Below are 26,739 nucleotides of genomic sequence, written 5' to 3' on the forward strand. Positions count from 1 at the left end.
TAAAAATGATTATAACTTTGATTAAGTATGGAGACCCAATTTTGCATAAAAAATGCAAAAAGATAAACAAACAAAATAACTTGAAAGATAAAAATAACTTGAAAGATATAATTATAAAAATGTTTTATCTATTGCTCAAACATAAAGGAGTAGGTTTAGCAGCTACACAAATAGGATTAACTATAAGATTATTTCTAGTTAATTGTTTTGATTCAAGAAAAATAATCATTTTAAATCCCAGCATAGTAATTACTCATTGTTTTGACAAAGAGTATACTGAAGGATGTTTAAGTATACCTAAAGTTTTTGAACAAATTAAAAGAAAGGAAAATATTTTCATTGAATATGTTGACATCAATTGGTATAAACATAAAGTACGCTCAAAAGGTTTTTTAGCAAGAGTAATTTTACATGAATTTGATCATTTAAATGGAATACTTTTTTTAGATTACTTATACAAATTTCATTCTTCAATTTTCATCACTAAGAATAGTTGATATAGTTTTTCTATTTAATTTAATATTATTGTTTTTTAAAATATTAACAAATTTAGAATAATTGAAACCAAATTTTCTTACAGCAGCATTTATTCGTATAATCCATAATTTTCTAAAGTTACGTTTTTTTTGTTTTCTTCCAATATAAGAACAATATAATGCTTTTTCTACCGCATTTTTTGCTACAGTATATAATTTCCTTCTTGCCCCATAAAATCCCTTCGCTTTATTTAAAATTTGTTTTCTTCTTTTTTTAGCTGCAACCACATTTACAGATCTTGGCATTTTATAAGAATAAATTTTTTTTTATCGATCTTTTAATAGAATTTTTTATTATAGAAAAATTTGACAATCTTCTTTTTCTTTTTTTTGATTTTTTAGTTAATATATGATTTTTAAAAGCCTTTTTTCTCTTTATAAAACCATTACTAGTTATTTTAAATCTTTTTTTATAACTAGATTTTCTTTTTAATTTCATGTCTTTTTAAGTGTATTTTGTTTCGGACTTAAAACAATAAACATTTTTTTTCCATCCATTCTTGGAGGTAGTTCTACTTTAATGAAAGTACTAAGTAAGTCAATACATTTTAATAACATTTTTTCTCCTAAATCTTTAGAAATGATACTTCTTCCTTTGAAAAAAATAGAAAATTTAACCTTATTTTTTAATATTAAAAATTTTTTTGCATGTTCTATTTTAAAAGATAAATCATGAGAATTAGTATAAGAAGTTAATCTAATTTCTTTAGTCAATCTTAAATTTTTTTTTAGTTTTTTTTTCTTTAACTTATATAAAAATTTTTTAAAATTCATTACTTTACAAATTGTAGCTTTTGGATTAATTTCTACTAAATCTAAAGCAAGTTTTTTAGCTATTTTTAATGCCTTTTTTAGTGTATAAACTTTTGACTCAATTTTTTCTCCAACTAATCTAACTTTTTTAGATTTTATCTCTGAATTAATTTTATAATTTTTGTATTTCTTCTTAAAAGATTCTATGTTTTTTCTTTTAATTCTTTTCTTTTAATATTAATCTTTTTCTTTTAATTCTTTTCTTTTAAAGAATTCCTTCTGAAGCTTGTAAATTGTAAATTCATAAAATTTAATTATTTAATTGTTTGTTTTTCTTTTCATTAAGTAAATTTAAAGAAATAGATTATGCTTTTTATTGTACAAAATCTAAAACTTTATTCCTAAGTAAAACATATTCTTTTATTTATTTTACTTCTTCATAATCAACATCTTGTACTTGCGAATCAACATCTTTCTTATCTCTTTTATTAGATTGATTATTGGTTTGGTTCTTATTAAAAATTTCTTGTGATGTAGCCCAAAAATTATTAATTTTTTCTATGTAAGTATCTATATCTAACATTTGTTTTAGATTGATTGCTTCTTTTAATTTTAATAAATAACCTTCAATTATTTTAATTTTATTTTTGGTTAATTTCTTTCCATATTCTTTCATGTATTTTTCAGAACTAAAAATTAGTGTATCAGCAGTATTAATTTTTTCTATTTCTTTTTTTATCTTTTCATCTTTTTCATAATTTTTTTCTGCTTCTTTTTTCATTCTTTCTATCTCTTCTTTACCTAAGCCAGAGGAAGCTTGAATTCTAATTGTTTGTTCTCTACCAGTTCCTTTATCTTTAGCAGAAACATTTAAAATACCATTAGCATCAAGATCGAAAATTACTTCTATTTGAGGAACTCCTCTTGGTGCTGGTGGAATGTCAACTAAATCAAATCGACCAATTTCTTTATTATCATTAAACAAAGGTCTTTCTCCTTGTCCAACTCTAACAGTTACAGCAGATTGGTTAGCAGTCGCTGTCGAAAATATCTCTGATTTTCTAGTTGGTATCGTGGTGTTAGACTGTATCAATTTGGTAAAAACACCTCCTAATGTTTCGATTCCTAAAGATAATGGCGTAACATCTAATAACAAAACATCTTTTACATCCCCACCTAATACTCCTCCTTGAATAGCTGCGCCAATAGCTACTACTTCATCTGGATTAACTCCTTTTGATGGAATTCTTTTAAAGAATTTTTCTACTTCTTCTTGAATTTTGGGTATTCTAGTTGAGCCACCTACTAAAAGAACTTCATCTATATCTTTTGCATTTAAATCAGCTGCTGTTAATGCATCTTTACAAGGATTAATAGATCTTTTAATTAAAGGCTCAGATAATTTTTCAAATTTTGCTCTTGTTAATGTTTTTACTAAATGTTTTGGTCCTGTTGGAGTAGCAGTTATATAAGGTAAATTAATTTCTGTTTTAGTAGTAGAAGAGAGTTCAATTTTTGCTTTTTCTGCAGATTCTTTTAATCTTTGATAAGCAATAGCATCATCAGCTAGATTAATTCCTTGCTCCTCTTTAAATTCTTTTATTAACCAATTCATAAGAATTTTATCAAAGTCATCACCTCCTAAATGAGTGTCTCCATTTGTGGATAATACTTCAAATACTCCATCTCCTAATTCCAAAATTGAAATATCAAAAGTTCCTCCTCCTAAATCATAAACTACTATTTTTTTATTTTGATTGTTTTTATCTAAACCATAAGCTAATGCAGCTGCTGTTGGTTCATTAATAATTCTTTCTACTTCTAAACCAGCAATTTCACCAGCTTCTTTAGTTGCTTGACGTTGAGAATCATTAAAATAGGCAGGAACTGTAACTACTGCTTTTGTCACTTTATATCCTAAGTAGTCTTCTGCAGTTTTTTTCATTTTTTGAAGTACCATTGCAGAAATTTCTTGTGGAGAATATAATTTATTTACGATTTTTACTCTTGGAGTATCGTTTTCACCTTTAACTATTTTGTAAGGTACATATTTTAATTCGTCAATTACTTCAGAATATTTTCTTCCCATAAAACGTTTAATAGAAAATATTGTATTTTTAGGATTAGTTACTGCTTGGCGTTTAGCTGGATCACCTACTTTAATTTCTCCTCCTTCTGTAAAAGCTATAATAGAAGGTGTCGTACGTTTACCTTCTGCATTCTGTATAACAGTTGGTCCATTTACTTCAATTACTGAAACACAAGAATTAGTAGTACCTAAATCTATACCTATTATTTTATTCATGTTCTTTGTTTTTAAGAAATAAAACTTTAAGAGTTAAGATCATATAAAAAATATATAATATTCTTTTATATTAAAGAAGATCATATGAAAATGATAAAAACAAATCTAGAAATTAATTGGTATCTTATTAATGCATTTGACAAACGTCTAGGACGTTTAGCATCAATTATTGCTCATATAATTATTGGAAAACATAAAATAAACTTTTCACCTAATTTTCTTGGTGGTGATAAAGTTATTATTATTAACGCAAAAACTATAACTTTAACTGGAAAAAAAAATAAGAATAAAACATATATTAGTTACAGTGGATATCCAGGTGGTCAAAAGGTCAAGAAAGCTTCAGACTTAATAAAAAAAAAACCTGAGTTCATAATTAGAAAAGCAGTGCTCGGGATGTTACCAAAAAATTCTTTAAAAAAAAAAATGATCAAAAATTTATATATATTTAATGACAATATACAGAAATTTCAAAACATTAGTAACATTAAATATTTGAATTAATGAAAAATTATAATGCTGTCGGACGTAGAAAAACAGCAGTTGCTAGATTATATCTTAAGCCTGGCACTGGAAAATTTCTAATTAATAAGAAAATGAATTTTCAAAATATAATTTTTTATCCATTAGAGTTAACCAATACTCGTGGAAAATTTGATATTTCTATTACTATATCTGGGGGTGGTTTAAAAAGTCAAACTGAAGCTATTTTGTTAGCACTATCTAGAAGTTTATGTAAATTTAATAAATCATATCGCAAAATATTAAAAAAAAATAAGTTACTAACTCGTGATTCTCGAGTTGTAGAACGTAAAAAATATGGTAAAAAGAAAGCTAGAAAAAAATTTCAATTTTCAAAAAGATAATATGTATAATTTAAAATTTTCTAAGTTTTTAAAATCAGGTGTCCATTTTGGTCATTCGACATCTAAATGGAACCCTAAAATAAACCATTATTTATTAATGCAAAAAAAAGGAATACATATTATAGATCTTTATAAAACTAAAAAAAAAATATATTCTTCATGCCTATTCTTAAAGAAAATTACTGCATCAGGTAAGATAGTTTTATTTGTAGGAACAAAAGAACAAGCAAAGAAAATAATTGCTTATTATGCCAACAATATTAATATGCCTTATATTAATGAACGTTGGATTGGAGGTTTATTAACTAATTTTTCGACAATACGAGAATCAATTTATAAAATGAATATGATCAAACAAAATAAATATTCAGGCTTATATAATTTAATTTCTAAAAAAGAAAGATTACTCATTTCACGACTTTATACAAAGTTAAAAAAGAACTTAGGCTCTGTTAGGAACCTCAACTTTATTCCAGATTGTATAGTAATTATTGATATAAATAAAGAACAAGCGGCAGTTAAAGAAGCTTTAAAATTAGGAATTCCAATTGTTGGAATAGTCGACACAAATTCTGACCCAGAGAAAATGAATTTTCCAATTCCTGCTAATGATGATAATTCAAAGTCTATTAACCTTATTTTGTATTACATAGCTAATGCAATTGAAAGTGGTGTACATTTATATTTAAGTAATAAGAAAAATACCCACGTTTTAGTAAACCAACAATATTAATATGCAACCAACAATATTAAAAAATATTAAGAAATTAAGAAAAATTACTAGTGCATCTGTAATGGAATGTAAACAAGCAATTATTTTTTCAAAAGGAAATATCAATTTAGGAATTTCTTATTTAATTCATAAATCAAATAAGCAAGCGAGAACAACACGAACAAAAACCAAATTCAAAAGAAATTTCATTTTATGCAGAAGAAATAAAACCAAAACTAAAATTATAGCTATCATTCTTTCTACAGAAACTGATTTTGTAACTAAAAACGATCTGTTTCAAAAATTATCTACTTTTATTTTGGAAGTTGCTTGTCTTTGTAATAACAAATCTGAAATACTAAAATATAAAATTAATAATTTGAGTTTATTTCAAATAATAACTTATTTCTCAAAAAGTATTATTCAAGAAAACATTGAGTTCAAAACTTTTGTTTTTATAAAAACCTCTTTTATTAATTTTTATATATATCATAATTTTAATCAAGCTGCGATAATAGGGTTTTCAAATTATCTCCCAGGAATTGAATATATCTCAAAATATCTGGCAATGCAATTAGTTGCTAACGAGAACAAAATTAACACATATGTTAGAAATAACATTATAAAATTCTTGAACTTAAAACATATAACATATAAAATTCTTTAACTTAAGAAAATAAATTCTTTTACCTAGAGTGGGATTTGAACCCACACAGCTTTTTACAAGCTCCAGGATTTTAAGTCCTGTGTGTATACCAATTTCACCATCCAGGCTGAATTAGCAAAAACTCAGCGAGAAACGGGATTTGAACCCGCGACCATTACCTTGGCAAGGTAATGCTCTACCAACCTGAGCTATTCTCGCATACTAAAATATTGTAAATGCATTTGAGACTTGTTTGCTCAGAAGTCATCTGGAGAATATTACAATTAATTGATTTACGTTATACCACCGACAACAAAGAAAGGATTTTTTATAAGTAATCCTCTACAGATATCTTATTTCTCTCGAGATTTATTTCTATATTTTTTAATATGTTTATTTATTTTCTTGTTTTTTCAAAATAAATTTTATATGTTTTAAAAAGCTTTGAGCACTCGCAAGAGTAAGAGTATTTATGTTTAAGTTTTCAATATTTTTTTTAATTATTTTGTATTTTATATGCGAATTAATTTTTTTCATTTGTTTTAAACAAGTCATAATTTTTTTTGATCTTTCTATTATTGTCTTAGGTATCCCTGCAATTTTAGCAACATTAATTCCGTAGCTATTTTTGCACCCAAATGGTAATAATTTTCTTGTATATATAATTTGCTTATTTATTTTTTTTACTGATATGCTTCTATTTCTTATTCTAATATAATAATTTTTCATATTATTTAATTCATGATAATGAGTAGAAAATAATACAAATGGTTGGTTCGGATGATTATGCAAAAATTCTATGATTGCCCAGGCAATCGAAATTCCGTCATAAGTACTAGTTCCTCTCCCAATTTCATCTAGCAATATAAGACTTCTTTCAGATATATTATTTAGTATGCTAGCTGTTTCATTCATTTCATTCATAAATGTTGATTCTCCAATTGAAATATTATCTGATGCTCCAACTCTTATAAAAATTTTTTCTATTATACCAATTTCTGCATAACTTGCAGGAATATAACTCCCTACTTGAGCCATTATAATAATAATTGCAATTTTGCGTAATATAGCTGATTTTCCTGCCATATTTGGACCAGTTATTATAAATATTTGTTGTTCGTTTTTTTTAAACAAAATATCATTTGCTATATAAGTTATTGCTTTAGCACCTTGCGAATGTATTTGTGCTTCGATTACTGGATGACGCCCATCTTTTATATAAAGATTAAAACTATTATTAACTTTAGGACATATGTAATTATTTTGTTTAGCACATATTGCTAGAGAAATCATTACATCTATTTTTGCTATTACTTTTGCGTTTCTTTGATTATATTTTACATTTTCTAATAACAAACATGTTAGATCTTCCAATATTTTACTTTCTATTTTTAGAATAGATTCTTGTGCAAGTTTTATTTTTATTTCATGATTTTTTAATTCTTCTGATATATATCTTTCTACCTTAGCTAATGTTTGTTGTATTTTCCAGTGTTTGGGCACCTTGATCTTTTTGGTTGGTTTTTTAATTTCTATATAATAGCCAAATATATGATTCGAGTTTATTTTTATATTTTTTATTCCTGTTTGTTTTCTTTCTCTCTCACATATTTTTAATATTGTTTGTTCTCTCTCAATTACTAGAGTTCTTAATTTGTCCAATTCTTTTGATATTCCGGGTTTTATTACATTTATTTTCTTTGGTGCTTCTTCATATAAGACTTTTTCAATTGTATTATATAATTTGTTACAATTAATAATTTCTTTTGCCAAGTTTTTAAGAATATTACTACTTGATCTGCTCAGGATTTTTTTTATTTCTATTATATTCTTTATACTTTTTTTTAATAATAATAAATCATATGGATTTGCTCTTAAGTTCACTATTTTAGCTGATAATCTTTCTAAATCAGATATTTTTTTTAGTTTGTTTCTTATAGATTTTATTATTTGTTTTTGGTTTAAAAATTCATATAATATATTCTGTCGATAATGAATTTTGTTTATATCTTTAAGAGGAAATATTAGCCATTTCTTTAGTAATCTACCTCCCATTGGACTCTTGGTAAAATCCAACACTTTTAATAATGTTAAAGCGTCTTCATTTTTAGATGAAATGATTTCTAAATTTTCTAAAGAAAAATTATCTATATTAAGAGAGTTCTCTAAACTAATTTTTTTAATACAATTAATATGGGATATTTTATAATTACAGATATTACAGACATAAGAGCAAATTGCACCTGCAGAAGATATACCAAGCCCAAGTTTTTGTATATTAAACCCCTTTAAAGAATTAGTTTTGAAGTGTTGGATTAAATATTTATAAGAAGAATCAAAATCAAAAACAAAATCTTCTAATCCTTGTAAATGGATATTTTTACTTAAAATATTATTATTTAAAATAGATTTAATATCTTTTTCTTTTTTTTGTGGACAAATTATTTCCTTAGGTAAAAATTTATTAAGAATTATATTAATGTAATTTTGGTTACCTTCTCCCACTAAGAATTCACCAGTTGAAATATCTAAAAAAGAAATACCAAGTTGGGTTTTATAATTTTTATAAAATATTGCACATAAAAAATTGTTTTTTTTAGCATCTAACACGTCACTATTAGTCACGACACCTGGGGTAATAATTTCGGTTACTCCTCTTTTTAAAAGTCCTCTCTCTTTTGTATTTTTTTTTTCTAGTTCCTCACAAATCGCAATTTTGAATCCTGCTTTAACTAATTTAGGTAAATAATTATTTATAGAATGGTGAGGAAAACCTGCCAATTCCACATGCGAGTTGGTATTACCCTTATTTTTACGTTTAGTTAAAACAATATTTAATACTTTCGAACATTTTATAGCATCTGTTCCAAACATTTCGTAAAAATCACCTACTCTAAATAATATAATTGTATTAGTGAATTTTTTTTTTATTTCATTATATTGTTTAATTAAAGGAGTTATTATCTTCATCTTTTTATATAGTTTTTAATTAAATGAGTTTTTATCTTCATCTTTATCTTCAGTTTAAATTATTTTTTGTATTGCTTTTTTTGTAATTTTAATTTGTTTCTTTTTAAACCATTCGAAAGAAAAAGTATATTTATTAAATATTTTCTCACAGATATAATGTAATCCTCTAGCTCCAATATTTAATTTCATCGCTTTTTTAATTATTAACTCAATAGCTTTTTTAGTAATTGAAAAATCTATTTTATCCAATTTTAAAAGATTTTTATATTGTTTTAAAATTGAATTTTTGGTTGATAATAATATCTCTTTATATTCTTTTTCAGTAAAATTTTGTAACTGACAAATTATAGGCCATCTACCAAGAAATTCTGGAATAAAACCAAAATTAATTAAATCTTCTGATTTTAGTGAATCAAATAATTCTTTCTTATTGTCTTTTCTTTTCTTATTAAAACCTATTTTTGATACATTTAATCTGTTATAAACTATTTCATCTAATCCTGCAAATGTACCACCAGATAGAAAAAGTATATCTTTTGTATTTATAGATACCATTGGGTTCTCCGGATGTTTTCTACCAAATTGTGTTGAGATATTCACATATGATCCTTCTAAAATCTTAAGTAAAGCTTGTTGTACTCCTTCGCCTGAAACATCTCTTGTTATTGAAGTATTATGAATACTTTTTTTAGAAATTTTATCTATTTCATCTATAAAGATAATACCTTTTTCAGCTAAGTTTAAATCAAAATTAGCTTTTTGCAACAATTTAGTTAATATATTTTCTACATCATCTCCAACATATCCAGCTTCAGTCAATGAAGTAGCATCAACTATTGCTAAAGGAAGATTTAAAAATCTAGCAAGACTTTTTGCAAACAGAGTTTTTCCAGTACCTGTATTTCCTATTAACAATATATTAGCTTTATTTACTTCTATTTTATTTTCAGATAAAATAAGCCTTTTGTAATGATTATAAATTGATACAGAAACTATTTGTTTCGCTTCTTCTTGGCCAATAATATATTTATCTAAATAATATTTAATATTCTTTGGTGTGACAATTAGCTGTTGAGTATTTTTTGCATTCTTAAAATTAATATATATTTTATATATATATAGTATTTTTATAATACAATTATTACATACCAAATCACTATCAAATATGAAGACTTTAATTAATTCTTTTTTTTTTGCACTACAAAAAGAACATCTTAAAGATGTCTTAAATTTTATATTCAACATAATTCCAACAAGTTACAAAATTTCATCAATAATACCATATGCTTTCGCTTCTTTGGAATTCATCCAATATTCCCTATCAGAATCTTTTTCGATCTTTTTAAATTGTTGTCCAGTATGTTTGCTAAGAATTTCATATAATTCTTTTTTTAGCTTGAAAATTTCTCTTGTAGATATTTCGAGATCTGACAATTGTCCTTTTACAGAACCAATCGGTTGATGTATCATGACTCTTGAGTGTTTTAAAATATAACGTTTGCCCTTATAACCAGCACATAGTAATATAGCCGCCATTGAGGCTGCTAGACCAGTACAAATAGTAGAAACCTTAGGCTTTACAATCTGCATCGTATCATATATACTTAATCCTGATGATATATTCCCTCCTGGAGAGTTTATATATATCTGTATATCTTGTTTGTTATCTATAGATTCTAAAAATAAAATCTGGGCTTGAATTATACTAGAAATTTTATCAACGATTGGAGTACCTAAGAAAATAATTCTATCCATCAAAAGACGTGAAAATACATCCATTTGAGAAAAATTTAATTTTCTTTCTTCTATTATATAAGGTGTAATGGAATTTTTCATTGAATTTAAATAATAACATAGAGTTTTCTTATCTATCGCTTTTTTTTGAATTGCATAATTTTGAAATTCTTTCAAATAATTCATATTCTTATTTGCGCATTTGTTTTAAGACTTAAAACATATAAATATATATTATTTATAAATTTTCATATTCTTCTTTGCGCATACTAAAGTTTAATTCAATTAATTTTACTAAAGTTATTTCGATCGTTAATCTCTTATTATAACTTTTGCGAATAAAGTTATCAGTTTTTTCACATATTATTAAAGCTTTAATTAAAAAATTAGAAGATACTTTCTTGGATTGTGCATATAATCTGTTTTTAAATTTTTCAGAATAATTAAAGAATTGAATTGTTCCATTATTTTTAAGAACTAATAAATTTCTAAAATGAGCTGCAATATGATTAATAAAACAATTTCTATTTATCCCTTTTTTTATAAGTTTCTCAAAATAAAGTAAAGTTTTCAAGATATTTTTATCAATTATATTTTTATCAATTATTAACTCAGTAATTTGTAAGCAGTATTGAATATCTAATATTCCTAATTGCTTTGCAACAATTTTACGTGATATTTTGTTATTAGAAAAAAGCTTTAATCTATCAAAAGAAGATAAAGCATCTCTTAAAGAGCCTTCAGAATTTTCAGCAATTAATAATAACGCATCCTTTTCGTATTCTACGTTTTCCAACGTACAAATTTTAATTAAAGCTTTCATTAAATTTTTAATATTAATATGTTTAAAATCATATATTTGACAACGTGATAATACAGTAGGTAAAACTTTATTTTTTTCGGTAGTTGCTAAAATAAAAATAACATGTGAAGGAGGTTCTTCTAAAACTTTTAAAAAAGCATTAAAGGCAGAATGTGAGAGCATATGAACTTCATCAATAATATAAATATTGTATTTTCCGCAAAATGGCAAATAATTTAATTTCTTAATAATGTCTTTAATATCATCGACTGAATTATTGGATGCAGCATCCAATTCATATGCTGAATCCAATTCAATAACATTATTAAGTTTTCTAGCTAAAATTCTTGCACAGGTAGTTTTACCAACTCCTTTAGGACCACAAAATAAAAAAGACTTTGCTACTTTTTTTTGGCTTATCGCTTGTTTTAAAGTATCAGTTATATGTTTTTGTCCAATTACATTCTCAAAATCTAAAGGACGATATTTAATCGCTGAAATTTGATATTTACTAGCTTTACTCATCTTTTTTTTTTATCTTTTCTTCATGAACTTTTTTCTTCGTAATAAGGAAGATAAATACTTCTGATGTCTAAAGAAAAAGTACCAAAATACAAACACGTAAATATAATACTAAAATCTTTATTTCTAGCTAATTAATAAATATTCAAACAATGGGCGATACCTACTCTTCCAGAAAAACTAGTACCATCGGCGCTAATAAGTTTAACTTCTCTGTTCGGAATGGTAAGAGGTGGAACATTATTGCTATAATCGCCCACTGCATTAGAAACAAAAATTATAACTAAGATCTCAGAGCATACAATAGAAAATTTAACGTATAAGCTTATGGGTAATTAGTACTACTCAGCTTTGATATTACTATCTTTACACTTATAGCCTATCAACGTTGTAATCTTCAACGACCCTTAAAAGAAGCCTAATCTTATGGTTAGTTTCGCACTTATATGCTTTCAGTGCTTATCTTATCCGAACTTAGCTACTCAGCTTTGCACCTGGCGATACAACTGATATACCATAGGTTCGTCCGACTCGGTCCTCTCGTACTAGAGTTAGATCCATTCAAGCTTCTAACGCTCACAATAGATAGAGACCGAACTGTCTTACGACGTTCTGAACCCAGCTCGCGTGCCACTTTAACAGGCGAACAGCCTAACCCTTGGGACCTTCTTCAGCCCCAGGATGTGACGAGCCGACATCGAGGTGCCGAACCTCTCCGTCGATATGATCTCTTGGGAGAGACTAGCCTGTTATCCCTGGAGTACCTTTTATCCTTTGAGCGATGGCCTTTCCATACAGTACCACCGGATCACTATGCCCTACTTTCGTATCTGCTCGACTTGTCAGTCTCACAGTCAAGCACCCTTATGCCATTGCACTCTAAGCACGATTACCAAACGTGTTGAGGGTACCTTTGTAAGCCTCCGTTACCTTTTAGGAGGCGACCACCCCAGTCAAACTACCACCCACGCACTGTTCTCTTTGTTTTCTAAAGAGTTAGATTTAAAGGAAATAAAGGGTGGTATTTCAATGTCGACTCCACACTTTCTAGCGAGAATGCTTCCAAGTCTCCCACCTATCCTACACATTACTTACTCAAAATCAATACGAAGCTGCAGTAAAGGTTCACAGGGTCTTTTCGTCCCATTGCGAGGAATCGGCATCTTCACCGATACTTCAATTTCACCGAGCTCATGGCAGAGACAGTGTCCAGATCGTTACACCATTCGTGCAGGTCGGAACTTACCCGACAAGGAATTTCGCTACCTTAGGACCGTTATAGTTACGGCCGCCGTTTACTGGGGCTTCGGTTGAAAGCTTTGCAATTAATTGCTAACATTCTTCTTTAACCTTCCAGCACCGGGCAGGTGTCAGACCCTATACCTCATTTTGCAATTTTGCAGAGCCCTGTGTTTTTGTTAAACAGTCGCCTGGACCTTTTCACTGCGACCTTCAAAGAAGGCAACCTTTCTCCCGAAGTTACAGGTCAATTTTGCCTAGTTCCTTAGCCGTGAATCACTCGAGCACCTTAGGATACTCTCCCTAACTACCTGTGTCGGTTTTGGTACGGAAATTTACTATTTCATTTATTTCTAGAAGTTTTTCTTGAAAGCATTTATCTGTTCTATCCATTTCTTGGTACTCTTTTATTTTAGCAACATATACGGATTTTCCTATATACATAAGCCTTAATACTTTCACGTGCACTTCCATCAGCACGCGACAGTTTAACTGCTTTTTCACTCCTTTGAGTAAATAGTAAACTACATCGTAATATTAAACGATTTTCCATCGACTACACCTTTCGGTTTTGCCTTAGGTCCGATTAACCCTCAGTTGATTAACATTGCTGAGGAAACCTTAGTTTTTCGGTGTGCAGGTTTCTCGCCTGCATTATCGTTACTCATACCTACATTTTCTTTTGTAATCACTCCACTCGATTTTACAAAACAAGCTTCACTGTCATTACAATGCTCCCCTACCGATCATTGCGATCCCATAGCTTCGGCGATATACTTATGCCCGATTATTATCCATGCTCAGTAACTAAACCAGTGAGCTGTTACGCACTCTTTAAATGAATAGCTGCTTCCAAGCCAACATACTAGCTATCTACGTTACTGAACTACGTTTATTCAACTTAGCATATACTTTGGGGCCTTAGCTTTTGGTCTGGGTTGTTTCCCTCTCGGACCTGGACCTTATCACCCAAGCCCTCACTATTGTAAAACATATTACAGCATTCGGAGTTTGTCTAGAATTAGTAGACTACATAGTCCCATCATCTAATCAGTCGCTCTACCTCTGTAATACTTTACACAATGCTGCACCTCAATGCATTTCGAGGAGTACGAGCTATCTCCGAGTTTGATTAGCCTTTCACTCCTACTCACAGATCATCCGAAAACTTTTCAACGTTTACCGGTTCGGTCCTCCACAATGTTTTACCAAAGCTTCAACCTGCCCATAAGTAGATCACCCGGTTTCGCGTATAATTATACTGACTATATGCACATTTAATACTCGCTTTCGCTACGGCTTCATAATTTAAATCATTTAACCTTGCCAGTACAATTAACTCGTAGGTTCATTATGCAAAAGGCACGACGTTACTTGTTTCTTTAACAGCTCCGTCCGCTTGTAGGCAAATGGTTTCAGGATCTATTTCACTCTTCTTTTAGAAGTTCTTTTCACCTTTCCCTCACGGTACTTGTTCACTATCGGTCTCTGAGTAGTATTTAGCCTTGCCAGATGGTCCTGGCGGATTCAGACAGAATTTCCCGTGATCCGTCTTACTCAGGATCCTAATAGGTATTTATTCTATTTCGTATACAGGACTCTCACCTTCTTGGGTGAATTTTTCCAACTTCTTCTACTATAGAATGAAATTACATCTGTTAGTACTACAACACCATTACTTAAGTAATGGTTTAGGCTTTTCCAATTTCGCTCACCACTACTTTCGGAATCACTATTGTTTTCTTTTCCTCTAGTTACTAAGATGTTTCAGTTCACTAGGTCTATGCTCTTTTACAAGATGCTAATTTTTATATTAGCAGGTTTCCCCATTCGGAAATTTACGGATCTACTTCTGTTTTGCAAATCACCGTAACTTTTCGTTGCTGCTCACGTCCTTCCTCCACTCTCAGAGCCTAGGCATCCACCAAATGCCCTTAAATTACTTATTTAATTAAATCTTACTATGTATGCTGCTTGCTCTTTTATTGGAGGAGATCGGATTCGAACCGATGACCTCCTGCGTGCAAAGCAGTGGCTCTAACCTCCTGAGCTAAACCCCCAGTAATAGTCTCAGCTGGATTTGAACCAGCGACCTCTACATTATCAGTGTAGTGCTCTTACCTTCTGAGCTATAAGACTGCTTTATTCTTTTAATAGCTTTCATTAATTTTAATGTTCCAGCCGCACCTTCCGGTACAGCTACCTTGTTACGACTTAGCCCCAGTCATTGATCTTACCCTTGGCAGATTCTTTTACGTCACTGACTTCAGGTACTTCCAACTTCCATGGCTTGACGGGCGGTGTGTACAAGGCCCGGGAACGTATTCACCGTACCATGGCTGATGCACGATTACTAGCGATTCCAGCTTCATAGAGTCGAGTTGCAGACTCCAATCCGAACTTAGGTCGGTTTTGTAGATTTGCTTATGGTTACCCATTTGCTTCTCTTTGTTTCGACCATTGTAGCACGTGTGTGGCCCAAGACATTAGGGCCGTGATGATTTGACGTCATCCCCACCTTCCTCACAGCTTGCGCTGGCAGTTTTATTATAGTTCCCGGCTTAACGCTGGTAAATAATAATGGGGGTTACGCTCGTTAAAGGACTTAACCTTACACCTCACGGCACGAGCTGACGACAACCATGCAGCACCTTGTACTCCGTCCGAAGACTAAACTATTTCTAGTGTATTCGTAGTACATTTAAGTCTTGGTAAGGTTCCTCGCGTAGCATCGAATTAAACCACATGCTCCACCGATTGTGCGGACCCCCGTCAATTCCTTTGAGTTTCAATCTTGCGATCGTACTTCTCAGGTGGATCACTTATCACTTTAGCTTAACCACTGAATATTTTATTTCTATCTTATATCCAACAGTTAGTGATCATCGTTTACTGCGTGGACTACCAGGGTATCTAATCCTGTTTGCTCCCCATGCCTTCGTGCCTCAGTGTCAGTTGAGATCTAGTAACCTGCTTTCGCTATTGGTGTTCTGTGTGATATCTATGCATTTCACCGCTACACCACACATTCCAGTTACTCCTATCTAACTCGAGTTTTACAGTCTCAATAGCAGTTTTACAGTTGAGCTGTTAGCTTTCACTACTGACTTAAAAAACAACCTACGCACCCTTTAAACCCAATAATTCCGGATAACGCTTGTATCCTTCGTATTACCGCTGCTGCTGGCACGAAGTTTGCCGATACTTATTCGTATATTACCTTCAATTATTTCTAACAATAGAATTTTTTAGTCATATACAAAAGCAGTTTACAACCTTTCTGGCATTCATCCTGCACGCGGCGTAACTGGTTCAGAGTTTCCTCCATTGACCAATATTCCTCACTGCTGCCTCCCGTAGAAGTTTGGTCCTTGTCTCAGTACCAATGTGGAGGTACACCCTCTCAGGTCCCCTACTGATCATTGCCTTGGTGAGCAGTTACCTCTCCAACTAGCTAATCAGTCATATGCCCATTTCATGCCGTTAAAACTTTGACAAGTTTCATTGTAGACAATTTTACTTGTATTATGAGGTATTATTCTAAGTTTCCTGAAACTATTCCTCTGCATGATGAAGGTTACATATGTTATACTCACCCGTTTGCCGGTCTAAAAAAAATAGAAGTAACCTTATATTTTTTTCTGCCCCTCGACTTGCATGTGTTATGTTCGCCGCTAGCGTTAATCCTGAGCCAGGATCAAACTCTTCGTAGTTTTTAATAAAAAAAAATTAAAAAATATTTTTGCATGTGTTATGTTCTTTATATTCTCTATTTTTTCTTATATCCAAATATTAATTTTCAAGTATTTTTAATGAAATTATAATACATATTTAATGAAAAAAAGAATTTGTCACAAAAGAAAGAATTTGTTTGGTCGTAAAGGAAAAGGGAACCAAGTGAATCAAAACAAAATTAACAAAATTAACAAAATTAACAAAAAAGCATTTAAAACAAAAAAAGATTCATATAATATATCTAAATATATTTTAATTAATTTTAAAAATTCAGATTTTAATTTTAAAGTGCCAAAAAAATTAATACCTAATAAACCAAGACTCTCTAAGAATAGAACTAGACTTATGGTTTTAAATCGAATGAATATGACTATTCAGCATAAATATATGAATGATTTTAATAGTTATTTTATTACAGGAGATACTCTCGTTTTAAATAATACTAAAATGTATAAATATATATTATATGGAAAAAAAGAAAAAAATGGATCAGATCTACAAGTCTATTTATTAAGAGAAATTAATCCAAATGAAAAATCATGGGAAGTACTGGTTCAACCAGCTCGTAAAATTAGAATTGGAAATAGACTTTTCTTCTTAGATGAAAACAATGAAAAACTTATTGCTGTAGTACATGATAATACGATTTCCAAAGGACGTATTATAAAATTTACTTGCGATTTACCAAATCAAATCTTTAAAAACAAAATTAAAAATTTAGGTAAAATACAATCTGGACTAATCAAATTTTAAAAAGCCTTTTATAGATTTTTCCAATCTGCAGACTATTCTCTACTTCTCCTCATTTTCCTGGATTACATATTTCCAAGTATATTTTGAAAAAACTTGAATTCTATGGTATTAATATTTCTTATGTTACCTTGCATCTAGGTCATGATACTTATGATAAAATCATTGTCGAAGATATACAAAAACATAAAATGAAAGAAGAATACTTTAAAATAACTCATAAAGCCTGTAATTTTATTAATTATAGTATTAATTCACAAAAAAAAGTTTGTGCTATTGGTACAAGTACTTTACGGGCTTTAGAAAGTTCTGTTTCTCCTTCTAATACCTTGATTCCAAATAAAAAATGGACAAATAAGTTCATTTATCCTTATTATAAATTTCATATAGCAAATTCGTTACTTACTAATTTTCATCAACCTAAATCAACTGTAATGCCTTTATTAGCAGCTTTTGTAGGATATGATTTTTTAAAATATGCATATGATCTTGCTATTAAAAAGAAATATCAATTCTATAATTTTGGTGATGCTATGTTAATACTTTAATCTAGCTAATGAAAACTCTTTTAAAAAAAGAACAACGAACGTTAATACTTTTATATTATCTGAAAAAAAAAAAGATTCTATATAATTACTTAATTACTCTAGGAAATAAAATAAATTTTTATAAACCCAAATTCATTAATAAGAAAAATATATTAAATGGTTGTAAATCTCACCTATGGCTAGGTTTTTTGTATAAAAAGAGAAAAATTTACGTTTTTTCTTATAGTAATTCCATTCTAATAATGGGGTTTTCATTTTTAATTACAAAGATATATTCAAATAACTTCCCAATTGATATAATAAATCATAAAACTTCATTAAGTTATAATTCTTTGTTAAGCGAACTTTTCAGTTATAATCGTACTAATACAATTAAATTTATTTTAAATAAAATTAAGCAAGAAGCATTAAAATATTTAATTTAAATGGCTCTTATTTTGATAATGGATTCTACTACTACTATATGTTCTATTTCTTTAATATATAAAAAGTTATTATTAAAAAATATAACGTTTTCACCTAGAAAATTTCTGCATATAAATATTATTCATTTAATAATTATAAATATTTTAAAATCTTGCAACTTGGCAAGTATATATTTAAAAGCATTAGCATTCAATTTTGGTCCTGGATCATATACAAGCATTAAAATAGGGTTCGCAGCGTCACTAGGACTTGTATATGGTCTGAATATTAAATTAATTTATTTCAATTATCCAGAATTTGTGAATTTCACTAACAATAGTATAATTCTAATTAAAGATAATAGAAAGACGATTTCTACCTCTTGTATTATAAAGAACAAGTTATTTGTTAATTTAAAAAAAAACATGATTTATAATCTATTAAAAAGTAAAATTATAAAAAAAATATATTTATTCGATAGTAAAAGAAACCCCGTTAAGTATAAGAAAAAAGTTATTGGTCTTGGAAATAAGGAGTATATAAATATTAACAGATTTAAATTAAATACAAAAATTTTTATTTCGAAAATTTTTTTAAAAATTAAACAAAATATAAAAAATGAAAAAACTATACTAACTAAATATTTCTATAAAAAATAAATAATTATTATTGTAGCATGTTTGTCCTTTAGTTCTAAGTTGTTTTTTTTTAATAACTTTTATACAAAATCAATAATTTATTAAAAAACCAAATTCACAGACATTCTTAATATTTGCCGGAATAGCTCAGTTGGTCAGAGCACGTGATTTGTAATCTCGGTGTCAAGGGTTCGAATCCCTTTTCCGGCTATAATTTTTGTATAAAATAGGGGTGATACTCAAGTGGTCAACGAGAACAGACTGTAAATCTGCTGGTTTAACCTTCGTAGGTTCGAATCCTACTCTCCCCATTTTTATAAGCGGAAATAACTCAGTGGCAGAGTATCAGCCTTCCACGTTGAAAACACGGGTTCGAACCCCGTTTTCCGCTTATATATTAAGCCAATGTAACTCAATTGGTAGAGTACTTTCTTGGTATGAAAGAAGCAACGGGTTCAAAACCCGTCATTGGCTATTCATATTAATTAGTAATTCTGAAAATTAATGCGAAAAGAAATTTTTAAGCGTGAAAAACCACATTTAAATATAGGTACTATAGGACATGTTGATCATGGTAAAACGACATTAACAGCAGCAATAACTAATGTTTTAGCTAAAAAAGGATTAGCACTTGCTAAAGAATTTAGTGCTATAGATAATGCTCCAGAAGAAAAGGAAAGAGGTATAACAATTAATACATCACATGTTGAATACGAAACATTAGAAAGACATTATGCCCACGTAGATTGTCCAGGACATGCAGATTATATTAAAAATATGGTGACAGGTGCGGCTCAAATGGATGGTGCGATTTTAGTAATTTCTGCTACTGATGGACCAATGCCACAAACTAGAGAACATATCTTATTAGCTAGACAAGTAGGAGTTCCTAATATTGTAGTATTCCTAAATAAGATAGAAATGGTAGATGATAAAGAATTGATTGAATTAGTAGAATTAGAAATACGCGATTTATTGTCTAAATATGAATATGATGGTAAAAATACTCCTATAATACATGGCTCTGCTTTATGCGCTCTTAATGGGATAAGTAAATGGGAATCCAAAATATTAGAGCTAATGAAAGCAGTAGATAAACATATAAAAATTCCAAAAAGACAAAAAGACAAAAAGTTTTTAATGCCGATAGAAGATGTTTTTACTATAACTGGAAGAGGTACAGTTGCAACTGGACGCATCGAATCAGGGATTATTAAAACAGGAGATTCTATTGAAATTTTAGGTCTAAGTGAAAAAAAAATTAATTCAATAGTTACAGGAGTCGAAATGTTTCGAAAAATATTGGCTAAAGGTGAAGCAGGTGATAATGTAGGTCTTTTATTAAGAAGTATAGAAAAACAAGATATTAGAAGAGGAATGGTAATTGCTAAACCTGGTACAGTTTCGGTACACAGAAAATTTAAAGCTCAAATATACATTTTAAAAAAAGATGAAGGAGGTCGCCATACTCCTTTCTACAATAATTATAAACCTCAATTCTACTTAAGAACTACGGATGTAACTGGGACAATAAAATTTTCTAAAACAATTGAAATGGTAATGCCAGGGGATAATATAACACTAGAAGTAGAATTGCTTCAACCTGTTGCTTTAAATAAAGGATTAAAATTTGCAATAAGAGAAGGAGGTCATACTGTAGGAGCTGGAAAAATTACTAAAATATTAGAATAATATGTTTTACGGGTGTAGCTTATCTTGGTAGAGCATCGGTCTCCAAAACCGAAGGTGGTAAGTTCGATTCTTACCATCCGTGATATACATGCTAAATTATTATTTAAATTTTAAAAAAAAATGAATAGTAAAAAAGTTATAAAAATTATTAAACTAAATTTAAAAGGAGGATTAGCTAACCCTTCTCCACCAATAGGACCGATACTAGGAACAGCAGGAATAAATATTCTTGAATTTTGTAAATTATATAATAAAAAAACTTGCAATCAAATGGGAAAACTAATACCAGTAGTTATAAAAGTAAATGAAGATAGAAGTTTTAAAATTAAGATAAAAACTCCCACAACATCTTCTTTATTATTAGATGTTTTGAATCTAGAAAAAGGATCTAACGCATCAAAAACAAAAAAAATAGGAGTAATTTCTATGAAAAGACTAAAAGAATTAGCAATTAAAAAAATTAAAGACATGAATTGTTTTAAAATAGATTCAGCTATAAAAATGATAATTGGAACAGCTAAAACTTTAGGAATTGAAATAAAGTAAAGAAAAAAATGAAAAACAAATTATATAGTATACAAGAAGCTATTGTTCATATGAAAAAAGAAAATAAAAACAAAAATTATGCTTCGATTGACATAGATCTAGTTTTAAATATCGAATATAAAACAAATAATATTCCTATTAGGATACAAGTTAATTTACCTTACGGCAATGGTAAAAAATATAAAATATTATCTATGGTAGAAAAAGAAAAAAGAAATGAAATAAAAAAAAACAACAATATAAAAATTGGATTTAAGAAATATATTGAAAAAATACAAAAAGGATGGACCAAATTTGATATATTAATTGCAACACCAAAAACCATGCAGTCAATTGTAAAATTAGTGAAAATTTTAGGCCCAAAAGGATTAATGCCAAATACCATGTTGGGTACTGTAAATAATAATCCACAAAAAATAATTAATGAAATTAATAGAGGTAAGATATTTCTAAAATCTGATAGATATGGTATTATGCATACTTCTATTGGAAGAATAAATTTTACGAATACACAAATTCTAGAAAATTTAAAATCTTTACTATATATTTTAAATATGACCAAAACTCAACACTTAAAAGGAAATTTAATAAAAAAAATATACATTTCAAGTACAATGGGCCGAAGTTATAGAATTAAACCTTAAAAGATTATGAACAAAAAACAAAACATTCTTTTTTTTAGTAACTTATTTGGAAAGAAAAAGCTGCATTTTTATTTAATAAATTTAAAAGGAATAAAAGCTTTTCAACAATCATACTTAAGAAGAAGAAGTAGAAAAACAAATATAAATATTAAGGTTGTAAAAAATACCTTGCTAAAAAAAAGTTTTAAACTAACTAAAAATACTAAATTCATGGAAATAATTCCATTAATAAAAGAAAATACAACTTTGTTATGGTCAAAAGACAATAAAGAAACGGCTTATTTGTTATTAAAATTTACGAAAAAATATGAATTAAGTATAAAAAAAATTTTTAAATTAGCAATATCAGAAGAGAATTTATTTCTGGGTGAGAAAGGATTGAAAGATTTAATTAACATGAAATCAAAAAAAGAGTTATTAACTAATTTAATTGCAAATCTTGGTTTTTCAATAAGAAAAACTATTTTTTCTTTAAATAGAATTTTTCTATTATTATGTAATTTAAAAAATCAAATCATTTACAAATATGAAAATAAAAAAAATAGCTAAAGAATTAGTAAGCTTAACTGTTTTACAAATAAATGAGTTATCCAAGATTCTTCATGAGAAATACGGAATTGATGATATCTCATTAACTACAAATACCCAAACGCCCCAAACTTCTGCTCACCAAAAAACAAAAGAAAAAGTTAAAACGAAATTCGATTTAATTCTTAAAACCCCTGGACAATCAAAATTAGCAGTGATTAAACTGATAAGATCGCTAACTGGTCATGGTCTGAAAGATTCGAAAGAATTAGTTGATAAAGTACCTAGTATAATAAAGAGTAATTTAAATAAAGCAGAAGCTGAATTATTAATAAAAGAATTTTACAAAATAGGAGCTTTAGCAGAATTAAAATAAACAAAAGACCATGCAGACTCCAGAAAACAAACAATCCTTAGAAAAAGTAAAACAAATAATTACGTATCCAGACTTTTTAAATATACAAATAGCTTCTTTTAAAAGATTTATTTCATATGATTATAAAAAAAAAATAAGACAATATAAACTAGATGGTTTAACTAAAGTATTTAAAACACATTTTCCATACAAACCCTATCAAAAAAATTTCAAGATTTCATTTAAAAAATATTATCTTTCGCCCCCATTACACAGTGTAGAATATTGTTTAGAACGTGGTTTAACCTATAGCGTACAGTTAAATACGAATTTTAAATTAACAGCAAAAAAAAAGAAAACAAGAAAAAAAATTAAAGAAAAAATATTTCTTGGATATATTCCGTACATGACACCTTTGGGGTCCTTTATTTTTAATGGGTACGAAAGAGTCATTGTAGCACAAATAATAAGATCACCAGGAGTTTTTTTTGGTGAATCATCTATGAAAAATGGATATAAATACTATTATGGTAAAATAATTCCCAAAAAAGGAATATGGATAGAGTTTACTGCGGATAGTAAAAATTTATTAAACCTAAATTTTGACATTAAGAAGAAATTCTTATTAACCACATTCCTAAGAGCTTTAGGATATAGTAAAGACGAAGATATATTGAAGTTATTCTATTTATCAAAACAAATAAACATAAAACAAGGAAATAATATAATTGGGAAAACATTAGCAAGTAGGGCTTTAACATATTGGTTTGAAGATTTCGTTGATGAAAATACAGGAGAAATTCTAACTATAGAAAGAAGTAAGATTCTCTTAGAAAGAAATACAAGACTAAATAAAAACCAAGTTTACAAATTAAAAACACACAATGTAAATTATATTTTAATAAAAACCAAGTCAGACTTTAAAAGTGAATATTCCATAGTATATAACACATTAAAAAAAGATCCTACTAATTCTCAAGAAGAGGCACTCGTATATCTTTATCAACAATTAAAAAATAAAAACCCCAAAGACAAAGCTACAACTGAAAGACTTATTTATAAATTACTATTTTATAGAAAAAAATTTATAATTAGTAAATCAGGGAGAAGAAAACTAAACAAATTACTTGTTAACCCTAAAAAGAGTTTAAGAATTTATTTAGAAGATATACTAGTAATAATTGCCAATGTCATAGCTCTATATAATTCAAAAAAAGAATTGGAAGATCCAGAACATTTATGCAATAAAATAGTAAATACAGTAGGTGACCAATTATATGTTCAATATTCATTGGGTGTAGAAAAGATACTATCTTACTTGAAAGAAAAAGTAAGAAAAAAAATTCAGAAAAAGTCAAGTATTAATACAATTTTAAAATACGCTAAACCAACGATATTGATAAAAGCAAAACTTTTAAATAATGTATTAAATACATTCTTTGGTACAAATCCGTTATCTCAATTTCTGGATCAAATGAATCCATTAGCAGAATTAACTCATAAAAGAAGGTTGTCATATCTAGGAACGGGAGGAATTTCGAGAGAAAGAGCAGGTTATGAAATAAGAGATATTAATTACTCATATTATGGTAGATTGTGTCCAATTGAAACACCTGAAGGTCCGAATATTGGACTACTTTCCTCTCTCAGCGTATTTGGAGAAGTAAATTCACTTGGACATTTAGTTACACCATATTTAAAAATAGAAAAAGGTAAAAGAAGCAAAAAAATAATTTATCTAAATAGTGAAGAAGAAATTGGTAAAAGAATATGTCAGATCAATAAACAATTTGATTATTCCAATAATATAATTTGTAGAAGTAATTCAGATTACCAGGTGAAAAAAAAGGATAAAATAGATTTTATGGATGTAGCTTGCAATCAACTTGCTTCAATTTCAGTATCATTAATACCATATTTAGAACATGATGATGCAAATAGAGCATTGATGGGCTCAAATATGATGCGTCAAGCAGTTCCATTATTAAATCCAGATATTCCTATAGTCTACACAGGAATGGAGAAAGATATGATTAAATCTACAAGAAGTATTATGTATGCACCACAAGATGGAATAGTAAAATATGTTAGTAGTAAAAAAATAATTATAGAATATAAAGAAAGAAAAAAGAATTTGTTTAGTAGCAATCTAAAAATTCATAATCTTACTAAATTTAAAAATACCAATCAAAATACTTGTTTCAATATAAATCCTGTAGTAAAAAGAGGAGAAATAATTAAAAAAGGTCAAGTGCTTATTGAAGGTTTTGCAACTAAACAAGGAGAATTAGCATTAGGAAAAAATATTAAAGTAGCTTTTATGCCCTTTAAAGGATATAATTTTGAAGATGCAATTGTAGTATCAGAAAAAATAATTAAAGAGGATTCTTTTACTTCTATAAAGATTATGAAATTAACAATAGAAGCAAGACGAACGAAATTAGGTAAAGAAAAATTCACAAAGAAAATAGCGACAATATCTAAAAAAGAAGTGAAAAATTTAGATAAAAAAGGGATAGTAAAGGTTGGAACATTTATAAAACATGGCAGGATAATAGTAGGAAAAATTACTAAAAATACTGAGACCAAAATGAAACCAGAAAAAAAATTACTAACAGCAATTATAGGAAAAAAAACAGTTAATGTAAAAGATACCTCAGTCAGGGCTGGTCCTTCGCTCAAAGGAATAGTAATTAGAAGATCGATATTTACCAAAAGTAAAAAAAATAAGAATAAAGCGAAAATTATAGTTAATATAAAAAAACAAATAAACTATATAATAAATCTTATAAAAGCAAAAATAAAACATATAAAAAAGTACTTTTTAAAAATAGCAAAATTAAAAAGAAAAAACCAGATAACACTTGGTCGTTATAAAATGAAAATTCCAAAAGAATTAAAGGATATATTAAAACAATATAAAAAAGAAAAAAGAAGACTACTAAATCTTTATTTGCACATAAAACAAAATATAATTTTTGGAGATCAGCTCAAAAATGGAGTATATAAATTAGTAAAAGTTTATATAGCTGAAAAAAGAAATCTAAAGGTAGGAGATAAGATGTCAGGTAGACACGGAAATAAAGGAGTTGTAGCTAAAATAGCAAAAGAAGAAGATATGCCATTCTTAGAAGATGGTACAATTATAGATATGGTATTAAATCCTCTAGGAGTACCATCAAGGATGAATTTAGGTCAAATATATGAAACTATAACTGGAGAAATAGGATATAAAATAAAAAAAAGAATAAAAACTCCAATTTTTAATGGTGGTACAATTAAAGAATTATTAAAATACTGTAAAAAAGCAAAAATATCTAAACTAAGTAAAAATTCTCTATATAATGGCGAGACTGGTGAAAAATTCAAATATCCAACTACAATTGGAATTTTATATATGTTGAAATTAGGGCACATGGTAGATGATAAATTACATTCACGATCAATAGGACCTTATTCCTTAATTACTCAACAGCCATTAGGAGGAAAATCACAATCTGGAGGGCAACGTTTTGGAGAAATGGAAGTATGGGCTTTAGAGGCGTTCGGAGCATCAAATATTTTACAAGAATTGCTTACAATAAAATCAGATGATATAAAAGGTAGAATAAAAACATATGAAGCAATAGTGAAAGGATTAAAATTACCTAAACCTAATATACCAGAAGCACTAACTGTATTAAAAAATGAACTAAAAGGATTATGTCTAAGCCTAGATATTAAAAAAACAAAGAGAAAAAATACATGAAAGAATATGGAAAGAAATTAACCAAAAATAAAATTAAAATAATTGAAGGTTATTTATTAAAATTA

At 28.2% G+C, this 26,739-nt stretch carries 23 protein-coding genes, 8 tRNA genes and 3 rRNA genes; 20 read left to right on the forward strand and 14 right to left on the reverse strand.

Going from position 1 to position 26,739, the window contains the following annotated elements; translation table 11 throughout:
- Positions 1-5: 5 nt before the first annotated feature.
- Positions 6-497: a peptide deformylase gene (gene def / locus ONB78_RS00750; protein ID WP_274095955.1), complete on the forward strand. Its 492-nt coding sequence runs from the start codon at positions 6-8 to the stop codon at positions 495-497.
- Here the strand turns inward: def and rplT are convergent.
- From rplT to dnaK, 4 genes are all read right to left on the reverse strand, one after another.
- Positions 471-782, reverse strand: coding sequence for a 50S ribosomal protein L20 (rplT, locus tag ONB78_RS00755; protein WP_274095958.1), 312 nt, complete (start codon positions 780-782; stop codon positions 471-473). The two genes, def and rplT, sit on opposite strands and share 27 nt — an antisense overlap.
- Before the next feature lies 1 nt (position 783).
- Positions 784-975: a 50S ribosomal protein L35 gene (gene rpmI / locus ONB78_RS00760; protein ID WP_158380294.1), complete on the reverse strand. Its 192-nt coding sequence runs from the start codon at positions 973-975 to the stop codon at positions 784-786.
- On the reverse strand, positions 972-1,511 hold the full coding sequence (gene infC, locus ONB78_RS00765; protein ID WP_337992638.1) for a translation initiation factor IF-3: 540 nt from the start codon (positions 1,509-1,511) through the stop codon (positions 972-974). The genes rpmI and infC overlap by 4 nt, the downstream gene beginning before the upstream one ends.
- 202 nt (positions 1,512-1,713) lie before the next feature.
- A complete protein-coding gene (gene dnaK / locus ONB78_RS00770; protein ID WP_274095962.1) occupies positions 1,714-3,594 on the reverse strand; it encodes a molecular chaperone DnaK in 1,881 nt (626 codons plus the stop codon).
- An 84-nt stretch (positions 3,595-3,678) separates the two neighbouring features.
- Here dnaK and rplM point away from each other — a divergent pair, with 84 nt between their 5' ends.
- Genes rplM through ONB78_RS00790 form a run of 4 tightly spaced genes read left to right on the forward strand, consistent with a single transcriptional unit; the run spans position 3,679 to position 5,839 of the window.
- A complete protein-coding gene (gene rplM / locus ONB78_RS00775) occupies positions 3,679-4,098 on the forward strand; it encodes a 50S ribosomal protein L13 (RefSeq protein WP_274095964.1) in 420 nt (139 codons plus the stop codon).
- Positions 4,098-4,460, forward strand: coding sequence for a 30S ribosomal protein S9 (gene rpsI, locus ONB78_RS00780; RefSeq protein ID WP_158380290.1), 363 nt, complete (start codon positions 4,098-4,100; stop codon positions 4,458-4,460). The genes rplM and rpsI overlap by 1 nt, the downstream gene beginning before the upstream one ends.
- On the forward strand, positions 4,414-5,193 hold the full coding sequence (rpsB, locus tag ONB78_RS00785; protein ID WP_337992634.1) for a 30S ribosomal protein S2: 780 nt from the start codon (positions 4,414-4,416) through the stop codon (positions 5,191-5,193). The genes rpsI and rpsB overlap by 47 nt, the downstream gene beginning before the upstream one ends.
- Before the next feature lies 1 nt (position 5,194).
- Positions 5,195-5,839, forward strand: coding sequence for a translation elongation factor Ts (locus ONB78_RS00790; RefSeq protein ID WP_274095966.1), 645 nt, complete (start codon positions 5,195-5,197; stop codon positions 5,837-5,839).
- A 20-nt stretch (positions 5,840-5,859) separates the two neighbouring features.
- On the opposite strand, the gene ONB78_RS00795 is transcribed toward ONB78_RS00790, so the two are convergent.
- The 10 genes from ONB78_RS00795 to ONB78_RS00840 form a co-directional block, all read right to left on the reverse strand.
- Positions 5,860-5,946 (reverse strand) — tRNA-Leu (locus ONB78_RS00795).
- 17 nt (positions 5,947-5,963) lie between these two features.
- Positions 5,964-6,037, reverse strand: a tRNA-Gly gene (locus ONB78_RS00800).
- 174 nt (positions 6,038-6,211) lie between these two features.
- Positions 6,212-8,788: a DNA mismatch repair protein MutS gene (gene mutS, locus ONB78_RS00805; protein WP_274095968.1), complete on the reverse strand. Its 2,577-nt coding sequence runs from the start codon at positions 8,786-8,788 to the stop codon at positions 6,212-6,214.
- Between the two features lie 54 nt (positions 8,789-8,842).
- A complete protein-coding gene (gene clpX, locus ONB78_RS00810; RefSeq protein ID WP_274095969.1) occupies positions 8,843-10,033 on the reverse strand; it encodes an ATP-dependent Clp protease ATP-binding subunit ClpX in 1,191 nt (396 codons plus the stop codon).
- Between the two features lie 12 nt (positions 10,034-10,045).
- Positions 10,046-10,708, reverse strand: coding sequence for a ClpP family protease (locus ONB78_RS00815; RefSeq protein WP_274095970.1), 663 nt, complete (start codon positions 10,706-10,708; stop codon positions 10,046-10,048).
- 52 nt (positions 10,709-10,760) lie between these two features.
- Positions 10,761-11,849, reverse strand: a complete 1,089-nt coding sequence (gene dnaX, locus ONB78_RS00820; RefSeq protein WP_274095971.1) for a DNA polymerase III subunit gamma/tau — start codon at positions 11,847-11,849, stop codon at positions 10,761-10,763.
- Between the two features lie 148 nt (positions 11,850-11,997).
- Positions 11,998-12,106, reverse strand: a 5S ribosomal RNA gene (rrf, locus tag ONB78_RS00825).
- A gap of 55 nt (positions 12,107-12,161) precedes the next feature.
- Positions 12,162-15,034: ribosomal RNA gene (locus tag ONB78_RS00830) — 23S ribosomal RNA — on the reverse strand.
- A 116-nt stretch (positions 15,035-15,150) separates the two neighbouring features.
- A tRNA-Ile gene (locus ONB78_RS00835) sits at positions 15,151-15,224 on the reverse strand.
- A gap of 26 nt (positions 15,225-15,250) precedes the next feature.
- Positions 15,251-16,798, reverse strand: a 16S ribosomal RNA gene (locus ONB78_RS00840).
- Together the 16S, 23S and 5S rRNA genes with 1 tRNA gene alongside form the textbook arrangement of a ribosomal RNA operon.
- A gap of 121 nt (positions 16,799-16,919) precedes the next feature.
- Here ONB78_RS00840 and ONB78_RS00845 point away from each other — a divergent pair.
- The 15 genes from ONB78_RS00845 to rpoB all read left to right on the forward strand — a co-directional run bounded on the left by ONB78_RS00845 (position 16,920) and on the right by rpoB (position 26,674).
- Positions 16,920-17,573 carry an S-adenosylmethionine:tRNA ribosyltransferase-isomerase gene (locus tag ONB78_RS00845; protein ID WP_274095972.1) on the forward strand — a complete coding sequence of 218 codons (654 nt, stop codon included), beginning with the start codon at positions 16,920-16,922 and terminating at the stop codon, positions 17,571-17,573.
- A 68-nt stretch (positions 17,574-17,641) separates the two neighbouring features.
- Positions 17,642-18,118: an S-adenosylmethionine:tRNA ribosyltransferase-isomerase gene (locus tag ONB78_RS00850; protein ID WP_420720525.1), complete on the forward strand. Its 477-nt coding sequence runs from the start codon at positions 17,642-17,644 to the stop codon at positions 18,116-18,118.
- A gap of 8 nt (positions 18,119-18,126) precedes the next feature.
- Entirely contained in the window at positions 18,127-18,543 is a 417-nt protein-coding gene (locus tag ONB78_RS00855) for a SufE family protein (RefSeq protein ID WP_274095974.1), read from the forward strand.
- Positions 18,544-19,182, forward strand: coding sequence for a hypothetical protein (locus ONB78_RS00860; RefSeq protein WP_274095975.1), 639 nt, complete (start codon positions 18,544-18,546; stop codon positions 19,180-19,182).
- A gap of 115 nt (positions 19,183-19,297) precedes the next feature.
- A tRNA-Thr gene (locus ONB78_RS00865) sits at positions 19,298-19,371 on the forward strand.
- 19 nt (positions 19,372-19,390) lie between these two features.
- Positions 19,391-19,472 (forward strand) — tRNA-Tyr (locus ONB78_RS00870).
- Between the two features lie 9 nt (positions 19,473-19,481).
- Positions 19,482-19,552, forward strand: a tRNA-Gly gene (locus ONB78_RS00875).
- A gap of 10 nt (positions 19,553-19,562) precedes the next feature.
- Positions 19,563-19,635 (forward strand) — tRNA-Thr (locus ONB78_RS00880).
- A 30-nt stretch (positions 19,636-19,665) separates the two neighbouring features.
- Positions 19,666-20,853 carry an elongation factor Tu gene (tuf, locus tag ONB78_RS00885; RefSeq protein WP_274095976.1) on the forward strand — a complete coding sequence of 396 codons (1,188 nt, stop codon included), beginning with the start codon at positions 19,666-19,668 and terminating at the stop codon, positions 20,851-20,853.
- An 8-nt stretch (positions 20,854-20,861) separates the two neighbouring features.
- Positions 20,862-20,935 (forward strand) — tRNA-Trp (locus tag ONB78_RS00890).
- Between the two features lie 38 nt (positions 20,936-20,973).
- Complete coding sequence (gene rplK / locus ONB78_RS00895; protein WP_274095977.1) at positions 20,974-21,399, forward strand: 50S ribosomal protein L11; 426 nt, start codon at positions 20,974-20,976, stop codon at positions 21,397-21,399.
- An 8-nt stretch (positions 21,400-21,407) separates the two neighbouring features.
- Entirely contained in the window at positions 21,408-22,043 is a 636-nt protein-coding gene (locus ONB78_RS00900; RefSeq protein ID WP_274095978.1) for a 50S ribosomal protein L1, read from the forward strand.
- A gap of 6 nt (positions 22,044-22,049) precedes the next feature.
- Complete coding sequence (rplJ, locus tag ONB78_RS00905) at positions 22,050-22,592, forward strand: 50S ribosomal protein L10 (protein ID WP_274095979.1); 543 nt, start codon at positions 22,050-22,052, stop codon at positions 22,590-22,592.
- Positions 22,570-22,947, forward strand: coding sequence for a 50S ribosomal protein L7/L12 (rplL, locus tag ONB78_RS00910; RefSeq protein ID WP_274095980.1), 378 nt, complete (start codon positions 22,570-22,572; stop codon positions 22,945-22,947). The genes rplJ and rplL overlap by 23 nt, the downstream gene beginning before the upstream one ends.
- Positions 22,948-22,957: 10 nt before the next feature.
- On the forward strand, positions 22,958-26,674 hold the full coding sequence (gene rpoB / locus ONB78_RS00915) for a DNA-directed RNA polymerase subunit beta (protein WP_274095981.1): 3,717 nt from the start codon (positions 22,958-22,960) through the stop codon (positions 26,672-26,674).
- Positions 26,675-26,739: the final 65 nt, after the last annotated feature.

The organism is Candidatus Karelsulcia muelleri, from assembly GCF_028673255.1.
In the GTDB taxonomy this organism is placed as follows: Bacteria; Bacteroidota; Bacteroidia; order Flavobacteriales; family Blattabacteriaceae; genus Karelsulcia; species Karelsulcia muelleri_D.